The sequence below is a fragment of the Nocardia transvalensis genome (genome assembly GCF_015477765.1).
Classification (GTDB): Bacteria; Actinomycetota; Actinomycetes; order Mycobacteriales; family Mycobacteriaceae; genus Nocardia; species Nocardia transvalensis_A.
Genome location: NZ_JADLQQ010000007.1, coordinates 195,760 through 212,800 on the forward strand (window position 1 = coordinate 195,760; position 17,041 = coordinate 212,800).

Below are 17,041 nucleotides of genomic sequence, written 5' to 3' on the forward strand. Positions count from 1 at the left end.
GATGAAGTGCGGTGGCGCGCTCGGCCTTCCGCGGGCTGCATCCCACGACTCCGTCATGATCACGCGTAGCTGTAGCCCGAACCTCCGTTCCGGTCGTTCGAGCCAGATATAGGGATGTCCGCCCCGGTGGTTATCGCCGATTAGGCCCGACCTTGCATATGTGTATACGTCTACTTATAGTTGGACTACTGCTGCTTCCGAACTGCCCCGAACACGTACTACCGCAAGGGGAATGGCCATGAGTGAACTCCTCCACACTGTCACGACGCTGCCGGCGGCGCGTCAGCCCGGCTGCCCGTTCGACCCGCCGGCAGAGCTGATCGACGCCCGCCGACACGGCCCGATCAGCCACTACACCTTCCCCGGCGGAAAGCCCGGCTGGTTGATCACCGGATACGACCTGGTCCGCTCGGTCTTGGCCGACCAGCGATTCAGCTCACGCAAGGAGCTCATGCTCCACCCGACCATCGACTACTCGGGCATCGAGATCCTTCCGGCACCGCCCGGTGAGTTTCTTCTCATGGACGAGCCGCAGCATGGGCGCTATCGGAAACCGCTGGCGAGCAAGTTCACCGCACGGCGCATGTGGCTGCTCACCGAACGCGTCGAGCAAATCACCGCCGACCACCTCGACGCCATGGAGAAAGCCGGGCCGCCAACGGATCTGCTGACCGCGTTCGCCAAGCCCATCCCCGCCATCATGATCTGTGAACTGCTGGGAGTGCCCTACCAGGACCGGGACCGCTTCCAAGAGCACGTCGAGTCGTTCATGAACGGGGAGACCAGCGACGAGGACCAGATAGCGGCCGTCACCGCGACCTACGACTACCTCACGGAACTGGTGGCCGCCAAGCGCGCGAACCCCACCGACGACATCCTCAGCGACCTCACCGACACCGATCTGACCGATGAGGAACTGCGCGGGATGGCCCTGCTTCTGCTGACGGCCGGGTTCGACACCACCGCGAACATGCTGGCGCTGGGCACCTTCGCGCTGCTGCGCCACCCGGAGCAGCTCGCCGCGCTGCGCGCCGATCCCGCGCTCACCGACCAGGCCGTCGAGGAGTTGCTGCGATACCTGAGCGTCGCCAAGACGTTCATGAGAACAGCGCTGGAAGACGTCGAGCTGGCCGGCCAGACGATCAAGGCCGGGCAGGTGGTCATCGCGTCGTACCACACCGCCAATCGCGACCCCGAGCGCTTCGACGATCCCCACACGCTCGATCTCCACAGGCGGGCCGACGGACATCTCGCCTTCGGCCACGGCACCCACCTGTGCCTGGGAGCGCAGCTCGCCCGCGTCGAGATGCGCGTCGCGTTCCCCGCGCTGATCAATAGGTTTCCCACGCTGCGCCTGGCCGTACCGGCCGACGAGGTTGCCCTGCGCCCGGAGACCGCGGACATCTACGGGGTGAAGAGCCTCCCGGTCACCTGGGACGTGTGACCGCATCGCCCACGCCGTCGGCGCCGACCAGTTTCAGTTTCGGGAAGTCCACCGGCTCCGGCCCCCGCCCGTGTTGGACGATGTACGCGCGGCCGGTGTCACCGCCCGTCACCACCTCGGCCACCATCGCGGCGGTCTCTGCCGGATCGGCCAACGCCAAGCCCGCCGAGCGGATGTGCTCCACCGCCTCCGTCGGCAGGATCGGCGTCGAAACGAATCCGGGGCACACCGCGTTGATCCGCACATTCCTCTTCTCCCACACGGGCGCCAGTGACCGCACCAGCCCGATCACGGCGTGCTTCGTCGCCGCGTACACCGGGTCGAAGTCGGCGGACGACAGGCCGGCCATGCTCGACGTCACCACCACCGCGCCGCCGCCGTCGGCGGCCAACGCCGGCAGCGCCGCGCGCAGGCCGTACATCACCCCGTAGAGATTCACCGCCACCACCTGGTGCAGCCGCTCCGGCCGATAGTCCTCCTCGCCGAAGCCGCCGCCGTCGCCGATCCCAGCGTTCAGATGCACCAGGTCCAGCCCGCCGAATTCGTCGACCGCCGCCCGCACGGCAGCCGCGTTGTCCTCCTCGGACGACACATCCGTGCGCACGAAGCGCCCGCCGACCTCCGCGGCGACGGCCTCGCCGCCCACCTCGTCGACGTCCGCCACCACCACACCGGCGCCGAGGCCGCCGGGAGTCCGTCCGTAGTGCCGTGCCACCGCGGCACCGATGCCGCTCGCCGCACCCGTTACCAGTACCGATCGCATCCCAATTCCTTCCTTACTTGCTCCTGTCCGTCTCACGCATGCGCCGCCGCGTCCGCCGTGATCCGCTCGATCACGCTCCTGCGCCGCGCGTACACCCGGCTGATGCCCTCCAACAGCAGGAACACCGCTACGTACTGCAGGTTGCTGATCAGCGGCACGGCGTCCACGGGAAGCGTGTACGCCAGCACAATCCGCACCACGGCATCGGCCATCAAGCCAACGCCCCAGACCACGGTCAAAACCCGCATCACATGCCGGAACGTCGGCGAGTCGCGCCAGTACGCGGCCAGCTTCGCGTGCTGTTCCCTGGCCGTGATGGACATCAGCACCGAGGCGATGAACGGCCGCCGCATCAGCAGCGTCGCCAGGATGCACAGCCCGGCTACTGCTGTCATTGCCCCGTCCTTGGCCAGCAGGAATCGCGCGCTCCCGGTGAGTAGCGAACTCGCCACGCCCAACGCCAGCAGCACGAGCGTGAACGCCCCCAGGCTGTCGATCCGCCGAGTGCGCGCCATCATCACCACCGCCCGGAGCAGCGGTGGAATCGCACCCGCCAGCAGCGCCCACCACTGCCCGACACCGGCCGCGCGCAGCCCGTAGAACACCAGCAGAGGCGCCGCTACATTCACACCCAGGTTCGCCGCCAGCGCCCGGTACTGCGCCGCCCGGGCCGGTGACCCGGCGGAATCGGCGACGGCGCCATCGGGGGTCGGTGCCGCACCGGCGGCGAGCTGGGTCTGTTGCTCAATCATCATCGTCAATCACCTCGGCATCGACGCTAGAAACGAACCGCGCCAGCGGTAATGGACCTGGCTGCCCGACAGGGGTGTGCCCAGACCCACCCCGTTCGGGGCCTGGGCCCACCCCGGAAACCGCCGCCGGTGGTCCAGACTGAAAAAGGTCGGGCACACCCACGGCGTGCACGGGAAGAGGAGGGCTACGTCATGACCGCGACAAGCGCCGGACCGGTGCGCCGGGTCCTGCGTCGGCTGGGCTGCTACCACGTCGACCTGGCGTACTCGATATCCGTCGGATTCACGGTCGTGACCCTCGCGCTGTTCACCGTCCCTCTCGCCGTCCTCGCGTTCGCGGCGCCCGGCACCGGCCCCGGCCGCCGCGCGCTGCACGCCACCCGCAGGGCGGCACGGTTCGTCCGCTCCTACGGCACAACGTGGCACGGCGGCGACCACCCGGACCTCTACCTGCCCGCCCCCTACCTCCCGCGCCCGCCACGCCAGGACCCGGCCACTCGCCGCGACCTTGCCTTCTTCGCCTGCGAGCCACTGGTCGGCACCCTGTTGCTGCTCGTGCCCGCCGCGATCGCCTGGCACGGGCTGTTCGGGCTGACCGCTCCGGCCGTCGTCTACTACGTCGGCGGCGGCCACGGCGCCTTCCACGCCGGTCCGTTCGACTCCGCGGCGGCCGCCCTGCCCAGTGGCGTCGCGCTCTATATCGCGGCACTGCTGCTCGCCCGCGCCGGGCGTTTCCGGCACGGCCGGTGGCTGCCCGTGCTGCTCGGCCCCGCGCCCTTCGTCGCCTCGGACGTCGCGTTCGAGAACGAGCGGCGGCACCTTGTCGCGCGCGTTGCCGAGCTGGCCGAAACCCGCACCGCCACCCTGGACAGCGCGGCCGCCGAGCTGCGCCGCATCGAGCGTGACCTACACGACGGTGCCCAAGCCCGGCTGGTGGCCCTGGGGATGAACCTCGGCGCGCTCGACGCGCTGATGGAGGCCGACCCGGCGCGGGCGAGGCGGCTGCTCACGCAGATGCAGGACGACTCCACCAAGGCGCTGAACGAACTGCGCGATCTGGTCCGCGGTATCCACCCCCCGGTGCTTGCCGAGCGCGGACTGGCCGACGCGGTGCGGGCACTGGCACTGGACGCCCCGATGGAGGCCGAAGTTGACGCCGTGCTGCCGGGACGCCCGGAGCCGCCGATCGAGTCGGCGCTGTACTTCGCCGTCTCGGAGCTGCTGGCGAACGCGGCCAAGCACAGCGGTGCCGACACGGTGCGGATAACCCTGCACTACGAAGACGGGGACAGGGAAGGGAAGCGGGACGGGGACGGGAACGGGGTCCTGCGCTGCACGGTCCGGGACGACGGCCGCGGCGGCGCCGATCCCGACGCCGAACGCGGTAGCGGGCTGAGTGGTGTGCGCCGCCGACTGGCGGCCTTCGACGGTAAGGTCGAGGTGCACAGCCCGGTGGGTGGTCCGACACTGGTGAAGATGGAGATCCCATGCGCGTTGTCCTCGCCGAGGACCTATTCCTCCTCCGCGACGGACTCGTCAACCTCCTGACCGGGCACGGCTTCACCCTCGCCGCCGCAGTGGCCAGCGGCCCCGAACTGGAGCGGGTGCTGCGTGAAGAGGAGCTGGACGTGGCCGTGGTGGACGTCCGCCTCCCGCCGACCTTCACCGACGAGGGCCTGCAGGCGGCGCTGTCCGCGCGCCGCGAGCGGCCGGGCCTGCCGGTGCTGGTGCTCTCCCAGCATGTCGAACAGCTGTACGCGCGGGAGCTGCTCGCCGATGGCAGCGGTGCCGTCGGCTACCTGCTGAAGGACCGAGTGCTCAACGCCGGGCAGTTCATCGACGCGGTGCGGCGCGTGGCCGGGGGCGGCACGGTGATGGACCCCGAGGTCATCGCCAAGCTGCTGGGTGGGCGCCGCCGGGACGACCCGCTGGCAGCGCTCACCCCGCGGGAGCGGGAGGTGCTCGCCCTGATGGCGGAGGGCTGCTCCAACGCGGCCATCGCCGGACGGTTGTACGTCAGCGAGAGCGCCGTCGGCAAGCACTCGGCAAGCATTTTCGGCAAGCTCGGCATCGGCGCCTCCGATGACACCAACCGCCGGGTACTCGCCGTCCTCGCCTACCTCAACGGCACCAGGACCGGGGTCGGGTCGCATAGACAGCCATAGACAACGGGGTCAGGGGTGTGCGATGGACCCGGGCTGTGCGAGGTGTTGGATCGTCTCTGCGATATCGCCGTCGATTCGGCCGAATGCCAGATCGTCGTTGATTCCAGGTGAGAACAGCAGGATCGGGAACGGGCCGTCAGCCGTGCGAGCCGGGCCGTCTTGGCGGCCATGACTTGGTTCGAGGGTCCACTTGCTCGAGGGAACGCCGAGGTCGGCGAGATCACTCGTCTGGAGTTGCAGACCGCCGGGCGTCGTCCACGGTGCGACCGACTGTGGCTGTCGTGAGGCAGAATACGAGCGTGAGCGACGTGCCGGGGCCCGGTGGAGACAGGTTCGATGCGGTGGAACGGTTGCGCAGGACGCCGGACGGTGTGCGGGCGGACGAGACCGGTCGTTCCGAGGCGGGTGACGGCGCGTCGAAGCTGGTCCGGTTGCCGCATCGCCCGCGGCGTATGACCGAGGATGCCGGTGAGCGTCGCCGTAAAACGTGGCGCTCGGAGGGGGGCTCGGTTTTCGATCCTGCGCCGACCAGGCCCGTGCTGCGATCAGAGCTGCAGTGTGAGACGGGGGCATGGCCGGTCGACCTCGGTCCGGCGTGGCAACACGTTCCCGACGAGGAGCCGGGCGGCGCCGAGCATGGCGGCAGTGTCATCGATCTCGGCGCATGGCGCAAACGAGCGGGTGACGCTGCCCCGGCCGTCGGCATTCGGCGCATGGCCAAGCCCCGCAGAATCGGACCCGATACCCCCTAATGCCGCCGGCCGGATGTGCGTTCGATATGCGGCTCTGAGGTCGTGCGGGCTGGGTCGATCCCGCATACGTCGTGGTGTCGGCTACCGGTCGGGCGCGGTGGCGGTGACGATGCGGGTGGTGATCCAGGGGAGGAGACGGCCGTAATGCCGGGTCGCTCCAAGGTTTTCCGGTATTGACGAGGCGGCCGCCGGGGCGCTGCCGATTCTTACGTTGTTTTGCCGTTCGGCCGACGCGGCTCTGACATTCGCTGGGCAGCATCGACGCTCGACAGACAACGGAGAAAGAAGGTTCGAGGGATGCGCGGTCTGCGTAGGTCGGTAAGCCTGGCTCTGGCGGTCGCCGTGGTCGGTGGAGTGCTCGCGGGGTGCGGCGGCGGGTCGAACGCCCCGTCGGCGGGTCCGGCCTGGTGTCCCACCGTGGCCGGGCATGAGGTGCGGTGTGGGGTGGTCGAGCGGCCGCTGGTGGCCGATCGGCCCGAATTGGGCAAGGTGGAGGTCGGTTACGCCTGGATTCGTCAGGGTCGGGACGATGCACCGAGCGCGGGGACGATCGTGCCGAACCCGGGTGGGCCGGGGGTGCCGATGATCGCGCATGCCGCCGAGGCGGTGGCGCTGTCGTCGGCGATGCTCGACGATCATGATCTGCTGCTCATCGATCCGCGCGGCACCGGGGTGTCGAGCCCGATCGATTGCGATGTGACGGAACGGGAATTCCAGCTCGGCACCCGCGAGCACCAGAGACAAGCCGTGCAGCGCTGCGGCGAGAAGCTCGGTCCTCGCGCGGCGGGCTACACCACCGCGGCCACCGCCGACGACTTCGACGCCGTGCGCGCGAAGCTGGGGATCGACAAGCTGGTGCTCTACGGCATCTCCTACGGCACCTATCTGATGCCGGTCTACGCCCAGCGCCACCCCGATCACGTGCAGTCGATCGTGCTGACCGGCGCGTATCCGGCGGACTTCGACAAACTGCAGCGGCCCAACGCCGAGGCGGTATCGCTGACGCTGCAGCGGATCTGCGAGCGCAGCGGTGCCTGCGACCCGGCGACCGCGGTGGCCGATCTGCGGGCAACCGCACAGCGGTTGCGGGACAAGCCGATTGCCGTGGACGGCCCGCATCCGGTGTTGCTGACCGAGGCCAAACTCGCCAATCTCATCTTCGAGGACGCCACCTCCAATGTCGGCCTCGATCCGAACGCGCCGACCCCGCTGGGCATGCTGCCCGCCGCGCTGCACGCCGCGGTCGCGGGCGACGACGGGCCGCTGCGCGAGTTCACCGCCCGGGTCGTCAGCCCGGAAGCCTATGAGAAGATCGGCGCCTACATCGCCGTGACGTGCAACGACTACCCGCAGTTCTGGTCGCCGGAAGCCACCGTGCCGCAACGCGAACAGCAGTACCGGCAGGCGCTGGCGCAGGTCCCCGGGCTGGGTGCGTTCAGTTCCGAGGGCTTCGCTGCGGCCCAGCGTGACCACGGCGACGTGTGCCTCCACTGGACTAGCGCCTCCAATCCCCGCCCCGATCAGATGCGCGAGCCGCTGCCGAACGTCCCGGTGCTGGTGCTCTCCGGTGACCTGGATGCGGTGACGCCCGACGTGAACGGCAAGCTGGCCGCCGCCCGCTTCCCGCGCGCGACGTTCATCTCCGTGCCCAACACCGGCCACGTCCCGGACCTGGAACCCAGCGGCTGTGTGGTGGGCCTGGTGAACGAATTCGTCCGCACCGGCGCGGTCTCCTCGACCGCCTGCGTGCAGGCGATCCCGCCGATCGCCGTGATGCCGGTCTCGCGGTGAGGCAGCCGTAGCGATGTCCGCACCCACCACCGGCCAGAATGACCCCATGCAAGCCAGGAATCCGGGCCCGTCGGTGCTCGTCGTCGAGGACGACCCGAACGTGCGAAGCACATTGGAGCAGCTGTTGCGGTTCGAGGGCTACCGGGTGCAGCTGGCCATCGACGGCCGCGAGGCGCTCGACCTGCTCGAGCATCAGCGCCCGGATCTGGCGGTGGTGGATGTGATGATGCCGCGCCTGGACGGCCTGTCGCTGTGCCGGGCGCTGCGCCGCCGGGGCGACCGGTTGCCCATCCTGGTGCTGACCGCGCGGCACCAGGTGGGCGACCGGGTCGCGGGCCTGGACGCCGGCGCCGACGACTATCTGCCCAAGCCATTCGACACCGAGGAACTGCTCGCCCGCCTGCGCGCCCTGCTGCGCCGCAGCGCCCCCGATCCGGTCGAGGTGCTCACCGTCGCCGATCTGACCCTGGATCCGGCGGCGCGCGAGGTGCACCGCGGCGGCGTGTGCCTCGATCTGACCCGCACCGAATTCGACGTCCTGGAACTGCTGATGCGCAACCAGCGGATCGTGCTGACCAGAAGCCAGATCTACGAACACATCTGGGGCTTCGACTTCGACACCGAATCGCGCTCGCTGGATGTGTACATCGGATATCTGCGCCGCAAGCTCGAACAGGGCGGCGCCGTGCGCCTGATCCACACCGTGCGCAACGTCGGCTACACCATCCGGGAGCAGTGATGCTACGCGCCCGCATCACGCTGGTGGCGGTGATCGCGGTGGTGGCCGCCATCCTGGTCGCGGTCACCACGGCCTATCAGGGTGTCGCACCGCTGGTCGCCGATCAGGTCGACCGCGGGCTGTCCGATCGCGCCGATACCGTTGCGGCGCTGATGGATTCCGGTATGCCGGTCCCCGAGCGCCCGGATATGACCGAACAGTTGCTCGCCGCGGACGGCTCCGTGCGTGCGCTGACGCCGGGCCGGGCGCCGCTCCCGGTCTCCGACGCCGACCGCGCCGTCGCGCGCACCGGTCACGGCATCGCCGAAACCGAGACCACCATCGACGGCAAGGACTACGGCGTGCTCACCAAGGCCCGTCCCACCGGCGGCGCGATCATGGTCGGCCAGAACCAAGCCGAGGTCGCCCGCATCGATCACGAATTTCTGTGGCGCACAGGCTGGATCACGGCGCTCGCGGTCCTCGCTGCCGCCGCGTTCTGCTGGCTGCTGATCGGCCGGATCCTGCGGCCGATCCGCGGCCTGGTCGACACCACCGAGCAGATCACCGCCACCGGCGATCTGTCCGCGCGGCTGCCCGATGCCGGTCGCGACGAGATCGGCGAGCTCACCCGCAATTTCAATACGATGCTGGCCGCGCTGCGGCTCTCGCGCGCCCAGCAACACCGCCTCGTCGAGGACGCCGGGCACGAACTGCGCACCCCGCTCACCTCGATCCGCGGCAGCGCCGAACTGCTGCATCGCGCCAACGGCCGACTCGCCCCCGAGGACGAGGCTCGGGTCCTGACCACCCTGGTGGCCGAGGCCAAGGCGCTCGACGCCCTCATCGGCGAACTCGTCGACCTCGCCACCGATCACGACATCGCCGAGCCGACAACCACTCTCGACCTGCCCGACCTCGCCGAGGACTGCGCCCAGCGCTTCCGGCGCCGCACCGGGCGCATCATCACCGTGGCCGCCGCGGACCCGGTGCCGGTCGAGGCCCGTCCGCGCGCGCTGGCCCGCTGCGTGGACAACCTGCTCGACAACGCCCTCAAGTACAGCCCCACCGACACCGCGATCGAGGTCCGAATCCGCGGGAGCCGCCTATGGGTTCGCGATCACGGCCCCGGCATCGACACCCCCGACCAGCAGGCGGTCTTCGGCCGCTTCTACCGGGCCGATCGCACCCGCTCCACCCCCGGCTCCGGCCTCGGGCTGGCCATCGTGCACGACATCATCGCCGCACACGGGGGAAAGGTATTCGCCACCAACCACTCCGAAGGCGGTGCCGAGGTCGGATTCGACCTCGGCACCGACTGACACGCTCGACCGACTCCCGGCCACTTCGGCGACCTCACACCACCCCCACGTCGGCGTCGAGCACCGCTGCCACAGCGTTGCGCAAGCCGGCGACCACGGGGACGCCGAGATCGGTGAAATGATCTTCGGCGTGCAGAGCATTCGCTCCGGCGTGGTACAGGATGCAGTTGATTCCGCACTGCGACGCCGCTTTCGCATCGTCGACGCTGTCGCCGATCAGCAGGATGTTGTCCTTGGACACGTCCAGATAATCGAGGTGACGCCGCAAATGCGGGGCCTTGTATGCGGACTCGTCGCCGACCAGACCGTCGATCCGCAGAAAGAACTCCGCGAGCCCGAACTTCTGCACCAGCGACATCAGGCGATCGTGCGGATGCATGGAGAGCAGCGACTGACTCCGGCCGGCTCCCTGCCAGGTGGTCAGCGCCTCCACGGCATCGTGCGCCAGAGCTATGTCCTCACGCCGTTTCTGATAGGAAGCATAGAAGTTCTTCTCCAGCAATTCCTGTTCGACAGCGCTCAGTTGCCGTCCCGCCAGCCTGTCGTAGAAGGAAGAGATCGGTTGACAATGCAGTCGCTGATAATCCTCGTGTGCGATCGCCCCCAACCCGGCCGCCTCGAAGGCGTCGATCGTCGACTCGATCAACGCTCGACCGTCGGCGAACAGAGTTCCGTTCCAATCCCAGATGATGTGTTCGACATGCATGCCTACGCTCCTCATGTGCCGATGCGCCAGTCGGACAGGTACTGCTGCTGCCGGTCGCTGAGCGAGTCGATGGATACGCCGTACGCCTCGAGTTTCGCTCGGGCCACCGTGTTTTCGATCTCGCGGGGGATCTCGTGCACCCCGGGCTTCATGCGGGCCGCGTTCTCGATGAGGTACTGCACGCCCAGTGCCTGGGTCGAGAAGGTCATGTCCATCACCTCGGCGGGATGGGCCTCGGCGGCCGATTGGCCGACCAGACGACCCTCGGCGAGCAGGATGATGCGCGGCCCGTCCGGAAGCTGGTATTCGACACAGTTCGGCCGCAGCTCGCGGCGTTCGACGGCCGCCTCGGTCAACGCCTCGACCGCGATCTCGACGTCGAAGTGACCCGAATTGCACACCACCGCACCGTCTTTCATGCGCTGCAGGTGCGGCAGGGTGATGACGTCACGATTCCCGGTCACCGTGACATAAATGTCGCCGTGTGCCAAGGCGTCCTCGAGTCGCATCACGAGCAGGCCGTCGAGCTTGGCCTCCAGCGCGCGCACCGGGTCGACCTCGGTGACGATCACGGTGGCCCCCATGCCGCGTGCCCGGATCGCGACACCGCGGCCGCACCACCCGTAGCCGATGACGACCACGGTCGATCCGGCCAACAGCATGTTCGTCGCCCGCAGGATCCCATCGATCGTGTTCTGGCCGGTGCCGTAGCGATTGTCGAACAGATGCTTCGTCGCCGCGTCGTTGGTGGGCAGCACCGGATAGCGCAGAGCGCCGTCGTCGGCCATGTTGCGCAGTCGCAGCACACCGGTCGACGTCACCTCGGTGCCGCCGATGACGTCGTCGAGCAGGTCGGGACGGTCGTTGTGGATGGTCGTCGTCAGGTCGGCCCCGTCGTCGACCACGATCGTCGGCCGAATACCGAGCACGCCCTCGACCTGCTGGTAGAAGGTGTCGCGGTCACAATCGTAGATCGCGAACACCTCGGCGCCGATGTCGCGCTGAATCGAGGCGGCGACATCGTCCTTGGTGGACAACGGATTCGACGCACACAGCGCCAGCTCCGCACCACCGGCGACGAGCGCCTTGCACATGTTCGCGGTCTCGGTGGTGACATGGAGACATGCGGCGATCCGGTGCCCGGCGAACGGTTTGCTCTGCGCGAACCGCTCGGCGAGGGCAGTCAGCACCGGCATGCGGCGCGTGGCGAATTCGATCTTCGAGCGTCCCGCGTCCGCCAGCGAGACATCGCGCAGCATACTCATCGTGAATTACTCGTTTCTGTTGTCGGACAGGAGATTCAGGTATTCCTCAGCCCGATTACGGCGAAGGCGTCGTCGGTGAGGAGTCGGCGCGCGGCCAATGCGGCGGCGGCGCAGCCGAATACGGCGGCCAGGACGAATGCGGTTCGGACAGTCGTGAGTTCGAGCAGCGTTCCGGCCAGCGCCGAACCGATCGCGTTGCCGACGCCGAACGAGGTGATCATCCACGCGTGCGCTTCGGTGAGCGTTCCTTCGGGGGCCATCCGCGCGATGAGGGCGAAGGCCGACGCCAGCGTGGCGGGTAATGCGCAGCCGCTCAGGAAGGCCAGCAGCGTCATCGGCCCGGTGTCCGGTGTGGCAGCCAGCGGTAGGTAGCCGAGCGCGAGCAGCACCAGAAGGGCGAGCAGGCGGCGGTCTTCGCGGCGTGCGATGGGTGCTGTGGTGTAGGCGATTCCGCACAGCAGCGCGCCTGCGGCATTGCTGGCGATCAACCATCCGGCAGAGCCGCGGCCGGTGTGCTGCTCGGCGTACCCGGTGATGCTGACGGTGAAGACGCCGATCGTGGCGCCCACGCACACCAACGCCGCGAACAGGCGGGGGACACCGGCTCCGCGTAGCGGTCCCAACCAGTGCCGTTCGGCGTCGGTGCCGCGCCACGCACGCGCCGGTGGCGCGGTGGCGAACCACACGGTGCCGAACAGGCCGACTGCCCCGGCGACCAGGAGCCCGGCGGCGGGGCCGGTGAGCGCGGTCGCGCCGAGGACGATCAGCGGCCCACACACGAAGATCAGCTCTTGTGTGGCGGCATCCAGGGAGAACGCGGCGCGCAGATTCTGCTCGCCGGAAACTACCTCACCCCACAGCACTCGCAGGCACGGTTCCAGCGGTGGCGTCGCCGCTCCCGCGACAAGGGCTGCGCCCGCGCTGAATACGAAGGCGTGCGGGTCCACCGACGCCAGCACCACAAACGCTGCGGAAGACACCAGCGCGGTGGTCAGGAGCACGGTCGCCTGGCGGGTGCGGTCGACGAGCCTGCCCGATACCGGGCCGAACACCGCCGCGCTCGCGGCGTAGAGCGCGGCGAGCAGGCCCGCCACTCCGTAGTCGCCGCCGTTGTCGCGGACGGTGAGCAGAATCGCCAGCGGGGCCATACCGGTCGGCAGCCGGCCGATCAGAGACGCGGACAGCAGACTCGGCACCGACGGGGAGCGCAGCACCGCGCCGAGCGGCGACCGCCCCGGGGCCGGGGTGACACCGGTGTTCAGGGGTTCCTCCTTACTCGCTGTGATGTGTTCGTAGTCAACCTGGACGACCGGGTGCGGACCAGGGCATCAACCAGGCATTTACCGGGCATCTCGGAGGTCTCGGTTCCAGCGGTGGCTGAGGTTGTGGCGGCGTCACAGGTAATCTGACGGCGGTGGAACGCCGAACCGGTCTTGCTCGGACCCGCCGCGACCGCGGGCAGACTCAGGAGACGCTTGCCCACCGTCTCGGAGTCGACGTCTCCAGCGTCGCTCGCTGGGAACGGGGCACATCGACCCCATCGCCTCGCCTGCGCGTGGCACTGGCACGTGAGTTGGGCCTGCGGCTCGACGAACTCGCGTGCCTGCTGAACGGGGGAGAACGTCAGCCCGCCGCCTGTGCACCAACGGACCTGATCAGTGACATCTGGACCGCGACCGAACGCGACGAGCTCGTCGCACAGCTGGCAACGGACGTACCGGCGGCCCCGCTGCCCGACGGTCAAGCGGTGCGGGTTGCGCACCAGTGGCTGATCGCGCCGCCGCCACCGGCCGTCACCGAGATGCGGCAGTCCGGGAGGGGTATCGGGCGGATCGGCACCGACGTTATAGAGCGAATCCGGGCACGCCTGCGTTATCTGCGCGAGGCCGACGACCTCATCGCCGGTGGTGACCTGCACGGGACGGTTCGTGCCGAACTCGCCCGCACGGCGAACCTGTTGGGCGATACGACCTACACCGAGCGGACCGGGCGCGAACTGCTCCGCGCCGTCGCCGAACTGTGCCAGCTCGCGGGCTGGTCGACCGCGGACGCCTCCGACAACGCGGCGGCGGAACGCTACTACCTCAACGGAATTCGCACCGCCCATGCGGCGGGCGATCTCGTCCTCGCGGCCCAGATCGTGTCCAGCCTGGGGTACCACATGGCCGAGACCGGTGGCCCGGCACGCGACGCGGTGCTGCTCACCCGCTCCGCGCTGGCCCGCATGGACAACTCCGATCGCCCGGCGACCGCCACACCCACCGTGCGGGCACTGCTGCACGCACGCAACGCCTGGACTCATGCGGTCGCCGGTGACACCCGTCATGCCGCGGACGAAATCCAGCGCGCCCAGGACGAATACAGCCACCGCACGGACTCCGACCCCGATCCCACGTGGGCCTACTGGCTCACCCCCGAAGAGATGAACATCATCACAGGCCGCGTCGACACCGTCCTGGGACGGCCACTCGAAGCACAGCAACGCCTGGGTCCGGCGCTGCGGCACTGCGACCCCCGCCGCCTCCGCGAGACCACCCTCTACACCATCTGGCTCGCCGAAGCTCACCTGCGTGCACACGACGTAGACGGCGCACGCGCACTGGCAACCAGCGCGAACCGGACCCGTGCCGTCATTCGCTCGGCGTACAGCGACCGCGCCGTGAACAGACTGACCCGGCAGCTGGTGTCGTTGCGGGACCGACACTGAGCTCGGTCGCTAAATCGTTTGACCGGGCCACGAATCGAGGGAGGATGGGGCGAATGAGTGACCGATGGCCCCAACGCCTGGCCGTGCGCCCATGGACCGCTCGAGACGCTCGCTGCGTGGCTGCGTGGCAATACGACGGCCCCTGGAGTGTTTACAACCTGTCGGCTGAAGAGGGACTTCCCGATGCCGCCGACGGGTACATGGCCGTGGTCGACGCCGACGACGGCCGAATGGTCGGGTTCTACTGCACCGGAGCGGAAGCGCGAGTGCCCGGGCTGGGCGAGGAGCCCGGTGTGATCGACCTCGGCGTGGGCATGGATCCGGCCTGGGTCGGCAACGGTCACGGCGTGAGTTTCGGTGCTGCGGTGATCGATCACGTCCGCCGAGCGCATCCGACATCCGCGCTGCGCGTGGTGATGCAATCATGGAACACGCGCAGCCTGCGACTGATGCGGCGCCTCGGGTTCGTAGAGTCCGGCCATCACCTGTGCGTACAGGACGGTTCGCCGGTCGCCTACGTTGTGGCTCTACTCCCCACTTTCGAACACGCCCTGTAATGCGGTGGGTATCCGTCCCGTCATGCGACGTAGGATGCCGTCACGCGGATGCCGTGCCCCGTTGGTCGGGGATCACTGCGGTCGCCTCGATCTCCACCTTGGCGGGCTTCTCGACGAGGCGGGACACCTCGACGACGGTCATGGCGGCGTGGTAGCAGCCGATGAGGTCGCGGAAGGCCTCGCCGATCTCGCGGGAGGATGCGAGATATTCCTCGGCGTCGGTGACGTACCAGGTCATTCGGACGATATCGGCGGGTTCGGCTCCCGCCTCGGCGAGTACGGCCACGATATTCGACAGGGCCAGGCGCACCTGGCCGGTCAGATCCCCGTGGGGGAACCTGCCCTCGGCGTCCCAGCCGACCATGCCCGCGACGAACACCATCTCGCCCCGGGCGGCGACGCCGTTGGCGTATCCGCGGGGACGCGGCCAGCCGGGCGGTTGCAGGACCCTCATCGAACCACCTCGGTGCTCGGATCGGCCTCGCGCAGTTTGAACCGCTGCAGCTTGCCCGTTTCGGTGCGCGGCAAGGATTTCCGGAAGACGACGACCCGCGGGTATTTGTACGGGGCCACGGTCCGCTTCACGAATTCCTGCAACTGCCGGACCATGTCGTCATCCGCGCGATATCCAGGCTGCAGCACCACGAATGCCTTGACCAGCTGTGCGCGTTCCTCGTCCGGTGCGCCGACCACCGCGCATTCGGCGACGGCCGGGTGGGCCAGCAGCGCGTCCTCGACCTCGGGTGCGGCGATGTTGTAACCGGCGGAGATGATCATGTCGTCGGTGCGTGCCCGATAGTGGAAGTAGCCGTCCTCGTCGACCAGATACGAGTCACCGGTGAGATTCCACCCGTCGCGCACGTAGTCGGACTGCCGCTCGTCGGCGAGGTAGCGACAGCCGGTCGGGCCCTTCACCGCCAGCCTTCCCGCCGTTCCCGGCGGCACTGCCCGGCCCGTCTCGTCGACGAGGCGCGCCCGATAACCCGGTACGGGCAGTCCGGTCGCACCGGGTCGCGCATGTTCAGCGTCGGCGGAGATGAAGATGTGCAGCATCTCGGTGGCCCCGATGCCGTCGATGATCTGGATGCCGGTGGCCGCGCGCCACCGGTCCCTGGTCGCGGCGGGGAGCGGCTCGCCCGCGGAAACACAGGTGCGTAGCGAAGTATTGCGTAGTTCATCGCCGCGCCCGGCAAGGGCGCGGTAGATCGTCGGCGCCGTGAACAGGATCGTCGCGCCGTACTCCCTGATCGCATCGAACAACTCTGCGGGACCGGCCTTTTCGAGCAGTACGGTCGACGCTGCGACCGTGGCCGGGAACAACAGCAGCCCGCCCAGCCCGAAGGTGAACCCCAGCGGTGGGCTGCCGATGAACACATCCTCGGCCCGCGGCCGCAGGATATGGCGTGGAAAGCAGGCGCAGACGGCCATGACGTCGCGGTGAAAGTGCATGGTCGCCTTGGGAACACCGGTCGTTCCCGAGGTGAAGGCGATCAGACAGACATCGTCGGCCGCGGTGCGGACGGTATCGAAGTGTGCGGGCCGCAGCGCCATGGCCGCCTCCAGCCCGGCCCCGCCGATATCGTCGGCGGCTCGGTCGCTGTTGAAGTAGCGGATCCGGCGCAGCTCCGGACAGGCGGTTGCCCGCAGTTCCTCGCCGAGTACGGCATCGCAGAGCGCATGCGTGATCCGCGCCTTGCCGATGATGTGCGTGAGCTCTTTGGCCCGCAACAGCGGCATCGTCGTCACGGCGATACCACCGGCCTTCATCACCGCGAACCAGCAAGCCGCGAGCATCGGACTGTTGGTGCCGCGCAACAACACCCGATTACCGGGAATCAGGCCCATGTCGTCGGCGAGGACCGCGGCAATGCGGTTCGCCTTCTCCTGCATCTCGGCATAGGTCCACGCGACACCGCCGGGGGCGCGGATGTAGACCCGATCGCCGAATCCTTTCTCCACCCACCGGTCCAGCAGTTCGGCCGCGCAGTTGAGCTGCGGCGGGAAGCGCAGCTCGGGCAGGTCGAACACCAGGTCCGGCCATTGGTCGGTCGGCGGGAGGTTGTCGTGAGCGAAGGTGTCGATGTGCGCACTGGTCATGG

16 protein-coding genes are annotated in these 17,041 nt (G+C 68.7%); 9 read left to right on the forward strand and 7 right to left on the reverse strand.

Features of this window, described 5'->3' with window-relative positions:
- Positions 1-238: 238 nt before the first annotated feature.
- Complete coding sequence (locus IU452_RS21670) at positions 239-1,444, forward strand: cytochrome P450 (protein ID WP_195110952.1); 1,206 nt, start codon at positions 239-241, stop codon at positions 1,442-1,444.
- Here IU452_RS21670 and IU452_RS21675 read toward each other — a convergent pair.
- Both IU452_RS21675 and IU452_RS21680 read right to left on the reverse strand, forming a co-directional pair.
- Complete coding sequence (locus IU452_RS21675) at positions 1,428-2,207, reverse strand: SDR family NAD(P)-dependent oxidoreductase (RefSeq protein WP_195110953.1); 780 nt, start codon at positions 2,205-2,207, stop codon at positions 1,428-1,430. The two genes, IU452_RS21670 and IU452_RS21675, sit on opposite strands and share 17 nt — an antisense overlap.
- A 32-nt stretch (positions 2,208-2,239) precedes the next feature.
- Positions 2,240-2,962 (reverse strand): VC0807 family protein, encoded by a 723-nt coding sequence (locus IU452_RS21680; RefSeq protein ID WP_195110954.1) that lies wholly within the window; start codon positions 2,960-2,962, stop codon positions 2,240-2,242.
- 189 nt (positions 2,963-3,151) lie between these two features.
- On the opposite strand from IU452_RS21680, the gene IU452_RS21685 reads away from it, so the two are divergent.
- From IU452_RS21685 to IU452_RS21710, 6 genes are all read left to right on the forward strand, one after another.
- Positions 3,152-4,507, forward strand: coding sequence for a sensor histidine kinase (locus IU452_RS21685; RefSeq protein ID WP_195110955.1), 1,356 nt, complete (start codon positions 3,152-3,154; stop codon positions 4,505-4,507).
- The gene (locus tag IU452_RS21690) at positions 4,447-5,124 is read left to right on the forward strand and encodes a LuxR C-terminal-related transcriptional regulator (RefSeq protein ID WP_195110956.1); all 678 of its coding nucleotides are present in this window, start codon (positions 4,447-4,449) and stop codon (positions 5,122-5,124) included. Before IU452_RS21685 ends, IU452_RS21690 begins: the two co-directional genes overlap by 61 nt.
- 299 nt (positions 5,125-5,423) lie before the next feature.
- Positions 5,424-5,876, forward strand: a complete 453-nt coding sequence (locus tag IU452_RS21695; RefSeq protein WP_195110957.1) for a hypothetical protein — start codon at positions 5,424-5,426, stop codon at positions 5,874-5,876.
- A 297-nt stretch (positions 5,877-6,173) separates the two neighbouring features.
- Positions 6,174-7,667, forward strand: coding sequence for an alpha/beta fold hydrolase (locus tag IU452_RS21700; RefSeq protein ID WP_195110958.1), 1,494 nt, complete (start codon positions 6,174-6,176; stop codon positions 7,665-7,667).
- 46 nt (positions 7,668-7,713) lie between these two features.
- Entirely contained in the window at positions 7,714-8,406 is a 693-nt protein-coding gene (locus IU452_RS21705) for a response regulator transcription factor (RefSeq protein WP_195110959.1), read from the forward strand.
- Positions 8,406-9,707 (forward strand): HAMP domain-containing sensor histidine kinase, encoded by a 1,302-nt coding sequence (locus tag IU452_RS21710; RefSeq protein WP_228818568.1) that lies wholly within the window; start codon positions 8,406-8,408, stop codon positions 9,705-9,707. Before IU452_RS21705 ends, IU452_RS21710 begins: the two co-directional genes overlap by 1 nt.
- Before the next feature lie 34 nt (positions 9,708-9,741).
- Here the strand turns inward: IU452_RS21710 and IU452_RS21715 are convergent, their stop codons facing one another.
- Genes IU452_RS21715 through IU452_RS21725 form a run of 3 tightly spaced genes read right to left on the reverse strand, consistent with a single transcriptional unit; the run spans position 9,742 to position 12,892 of the window.
- Positions 9,742-10,413, reverse strand: a complete 672-nt coding sequence (locus IU452_RS21715; RefSeq protein ID WP_195110961.1) for an HAD family hydrolase — start codon at positions 10,411-10,413, stop codon at positions 9,742-9,744.
- An 11-nt stretch (positions 10,414-10,424) separates the two neighbouring features.
- Positions 10,425-11,678: an adenosylhomocysteinase gene (gene ahcY, locus IU452_RS21720; protein WP_195110962.1), complete on the reverse strand. Its 1,254-nt coding sequence runs from the start codon at positions 11,676-11,678 to the stop codon at positions 10,425-10,427.
- Between the two features lie 35 nt (positions 11,679-11,713).
- On the reverse strand, positions 11,714-12,892 hold the full coding sequence (locus IU452_RS21725) for an MFS transporter (protein WP_195110963.1): 1,179 nt from the start codon (positions 12,890-12,892) through the stop codon (positions 11,714-11,716).
- Between the two features lie 200 nt (positions 12,893-13,092).
- Here IU452_RS21725 and IU452_RS21730 point away from each other — a divergent pair, with 200 nt between their 5' ends.
- A complete protein-coding gene (locus IU452_RS21730; RefSeq protein WP_195110964.1) occupies positions 13,093-14,385 on the forward strand; it encodes a helix-turn-helix domain-containing protein in 1,293 nt (430 codons plus the stop codon).
- Between the two features lie 53 nt (positions 14,386-14,438).
- Positions 14,439-14,942 carry a GNAT family N-acetyltransferase gene (locus tag IU452_RS21735; RefSeq protein ID WP_195110965.1) on the forward strand — a complete coding sequence of 168 codons (504 nt, stop codon included), beginning with the start codon at positions 14,439-14,441 and terminating at the stop codon, positions 14,940-14,942.
- A gap of 40 nt (positions 14,943-14,982) precedes the next feature.
- On the opposite strand, the gene IU452_RS21740 is transcribed toward IU452_RS21735, so the two are convergent.
- Entirely contained in the window at positions 14,983-15,396 is a 414-nt protein-coding gene (locus IU452_RS21740) for a RidA family protein (RefSeq protein ID WP_195110966.1), read from the reverse strand.
- Positions 15,393-17,039: an AMP-binding protein gene (locus IU452_RS21745; protein WP_195110967.1), complete on the reverse strand. Its 1,647-nt coding sequence runs from the start codon at positions 17,037-17,039 to the stop codon at positions 15,393-15,395. The genes IU452_RS21740 and IU452_RS21745 overlap by 4 nt, the downstream gene beginning before the upstream one ends.
- Between the last annotated feature and the right edge of the window lie 2 nt (positions 17,040-17,041).

Coding starts and splice junctions, on each gene's coding strand:
- IU452_RS21670 (WP_195110952.1), top strand. CDS start 239: ATGAGTGAACTCCTCCACACTGTCACGACGCTGCCGGCGGCGCGTCAG.
- IU452_RS21675 (WP_195110953.1), bottom strand. CDS start 2,207: ATGCGATCGGTACTGGTAACGGGTGCGGCGAGCGGCATCGGTGCCGCG.
- IU452_RS21680 (WP_195110954.1), bottom strand. CDS start 2,962: ATGATGATTGAGCAACAGACCCAGCTCGCCGCCGGTGCGGCACCGACC.
- IU452_RS21685 (WP_195110955.1), top strand. CDS start 3,152: ATGACCGCGACAAGCGCCGGACCGGTGCGCCGGGTCCTGCGTCGGCTG.
- IU452_RS21690 (WP_195110956.1), top strand. CDS start 4,447: ATGCGCGTTGTCCTCGCCGAGGACCTATTCCTCCTCCGCGACGGACTC.
- IU452_RS21700 (WP_195110958.1), top strand. CDS start 6,174: ATGCGCGGTCTGCGTAGGTCGGTAAGCCTGGCTCTGGCGGTCGCCGTG.
- IU452_RS21705 (WP_195110959.1), top strand. CDS start 7,714: ATGCAAGCCAGGAATCCGGGCCCGTCGGTGCTCGTCGTCGAGGACGAC.
- IU452_RS21710 (WP_228818568.1), top strand. CDS start 8,406: ATGCTACGCGCCCGCATCACGCTGGTGGCGGTGATCGCGGTGGTGGCC.
- IU452_RS21715 (WP_195110961.1), bottom strand. CDS start 10,413: ATGCATGTCGAACACATCATCTGGGATTGGAACGGAACTCTGTTCGCC.
- ahcY (WP_195110962.1), bottom strand. CDS start 11,678: ATGAGTATGCTGCGCGATGTCTCGCTGGCGGACGCGGGACGCTCGAAG.
- IU452_RS21735 (WP_195110965.1), top strand. CDS start 14,439: ATGAGTGACCGATGGCCCCAACGCCTGGCCGTGCGCCCATGGACCGCT.
- IU452_RS21740 (WP_195110966.1), bottom strand. CDS start 15,396: ATGAGGGTCCTGCAACCGCCCGGCTGGCCGCGTCCCCGCGGATACGCC.
- IU452_RS21745 (WP_195110967.1), bottom strand. CDS start 17,039: ATGACCAGTGCGCACATCGACACCTTCGCTCACGACAACCTCCCGCCG.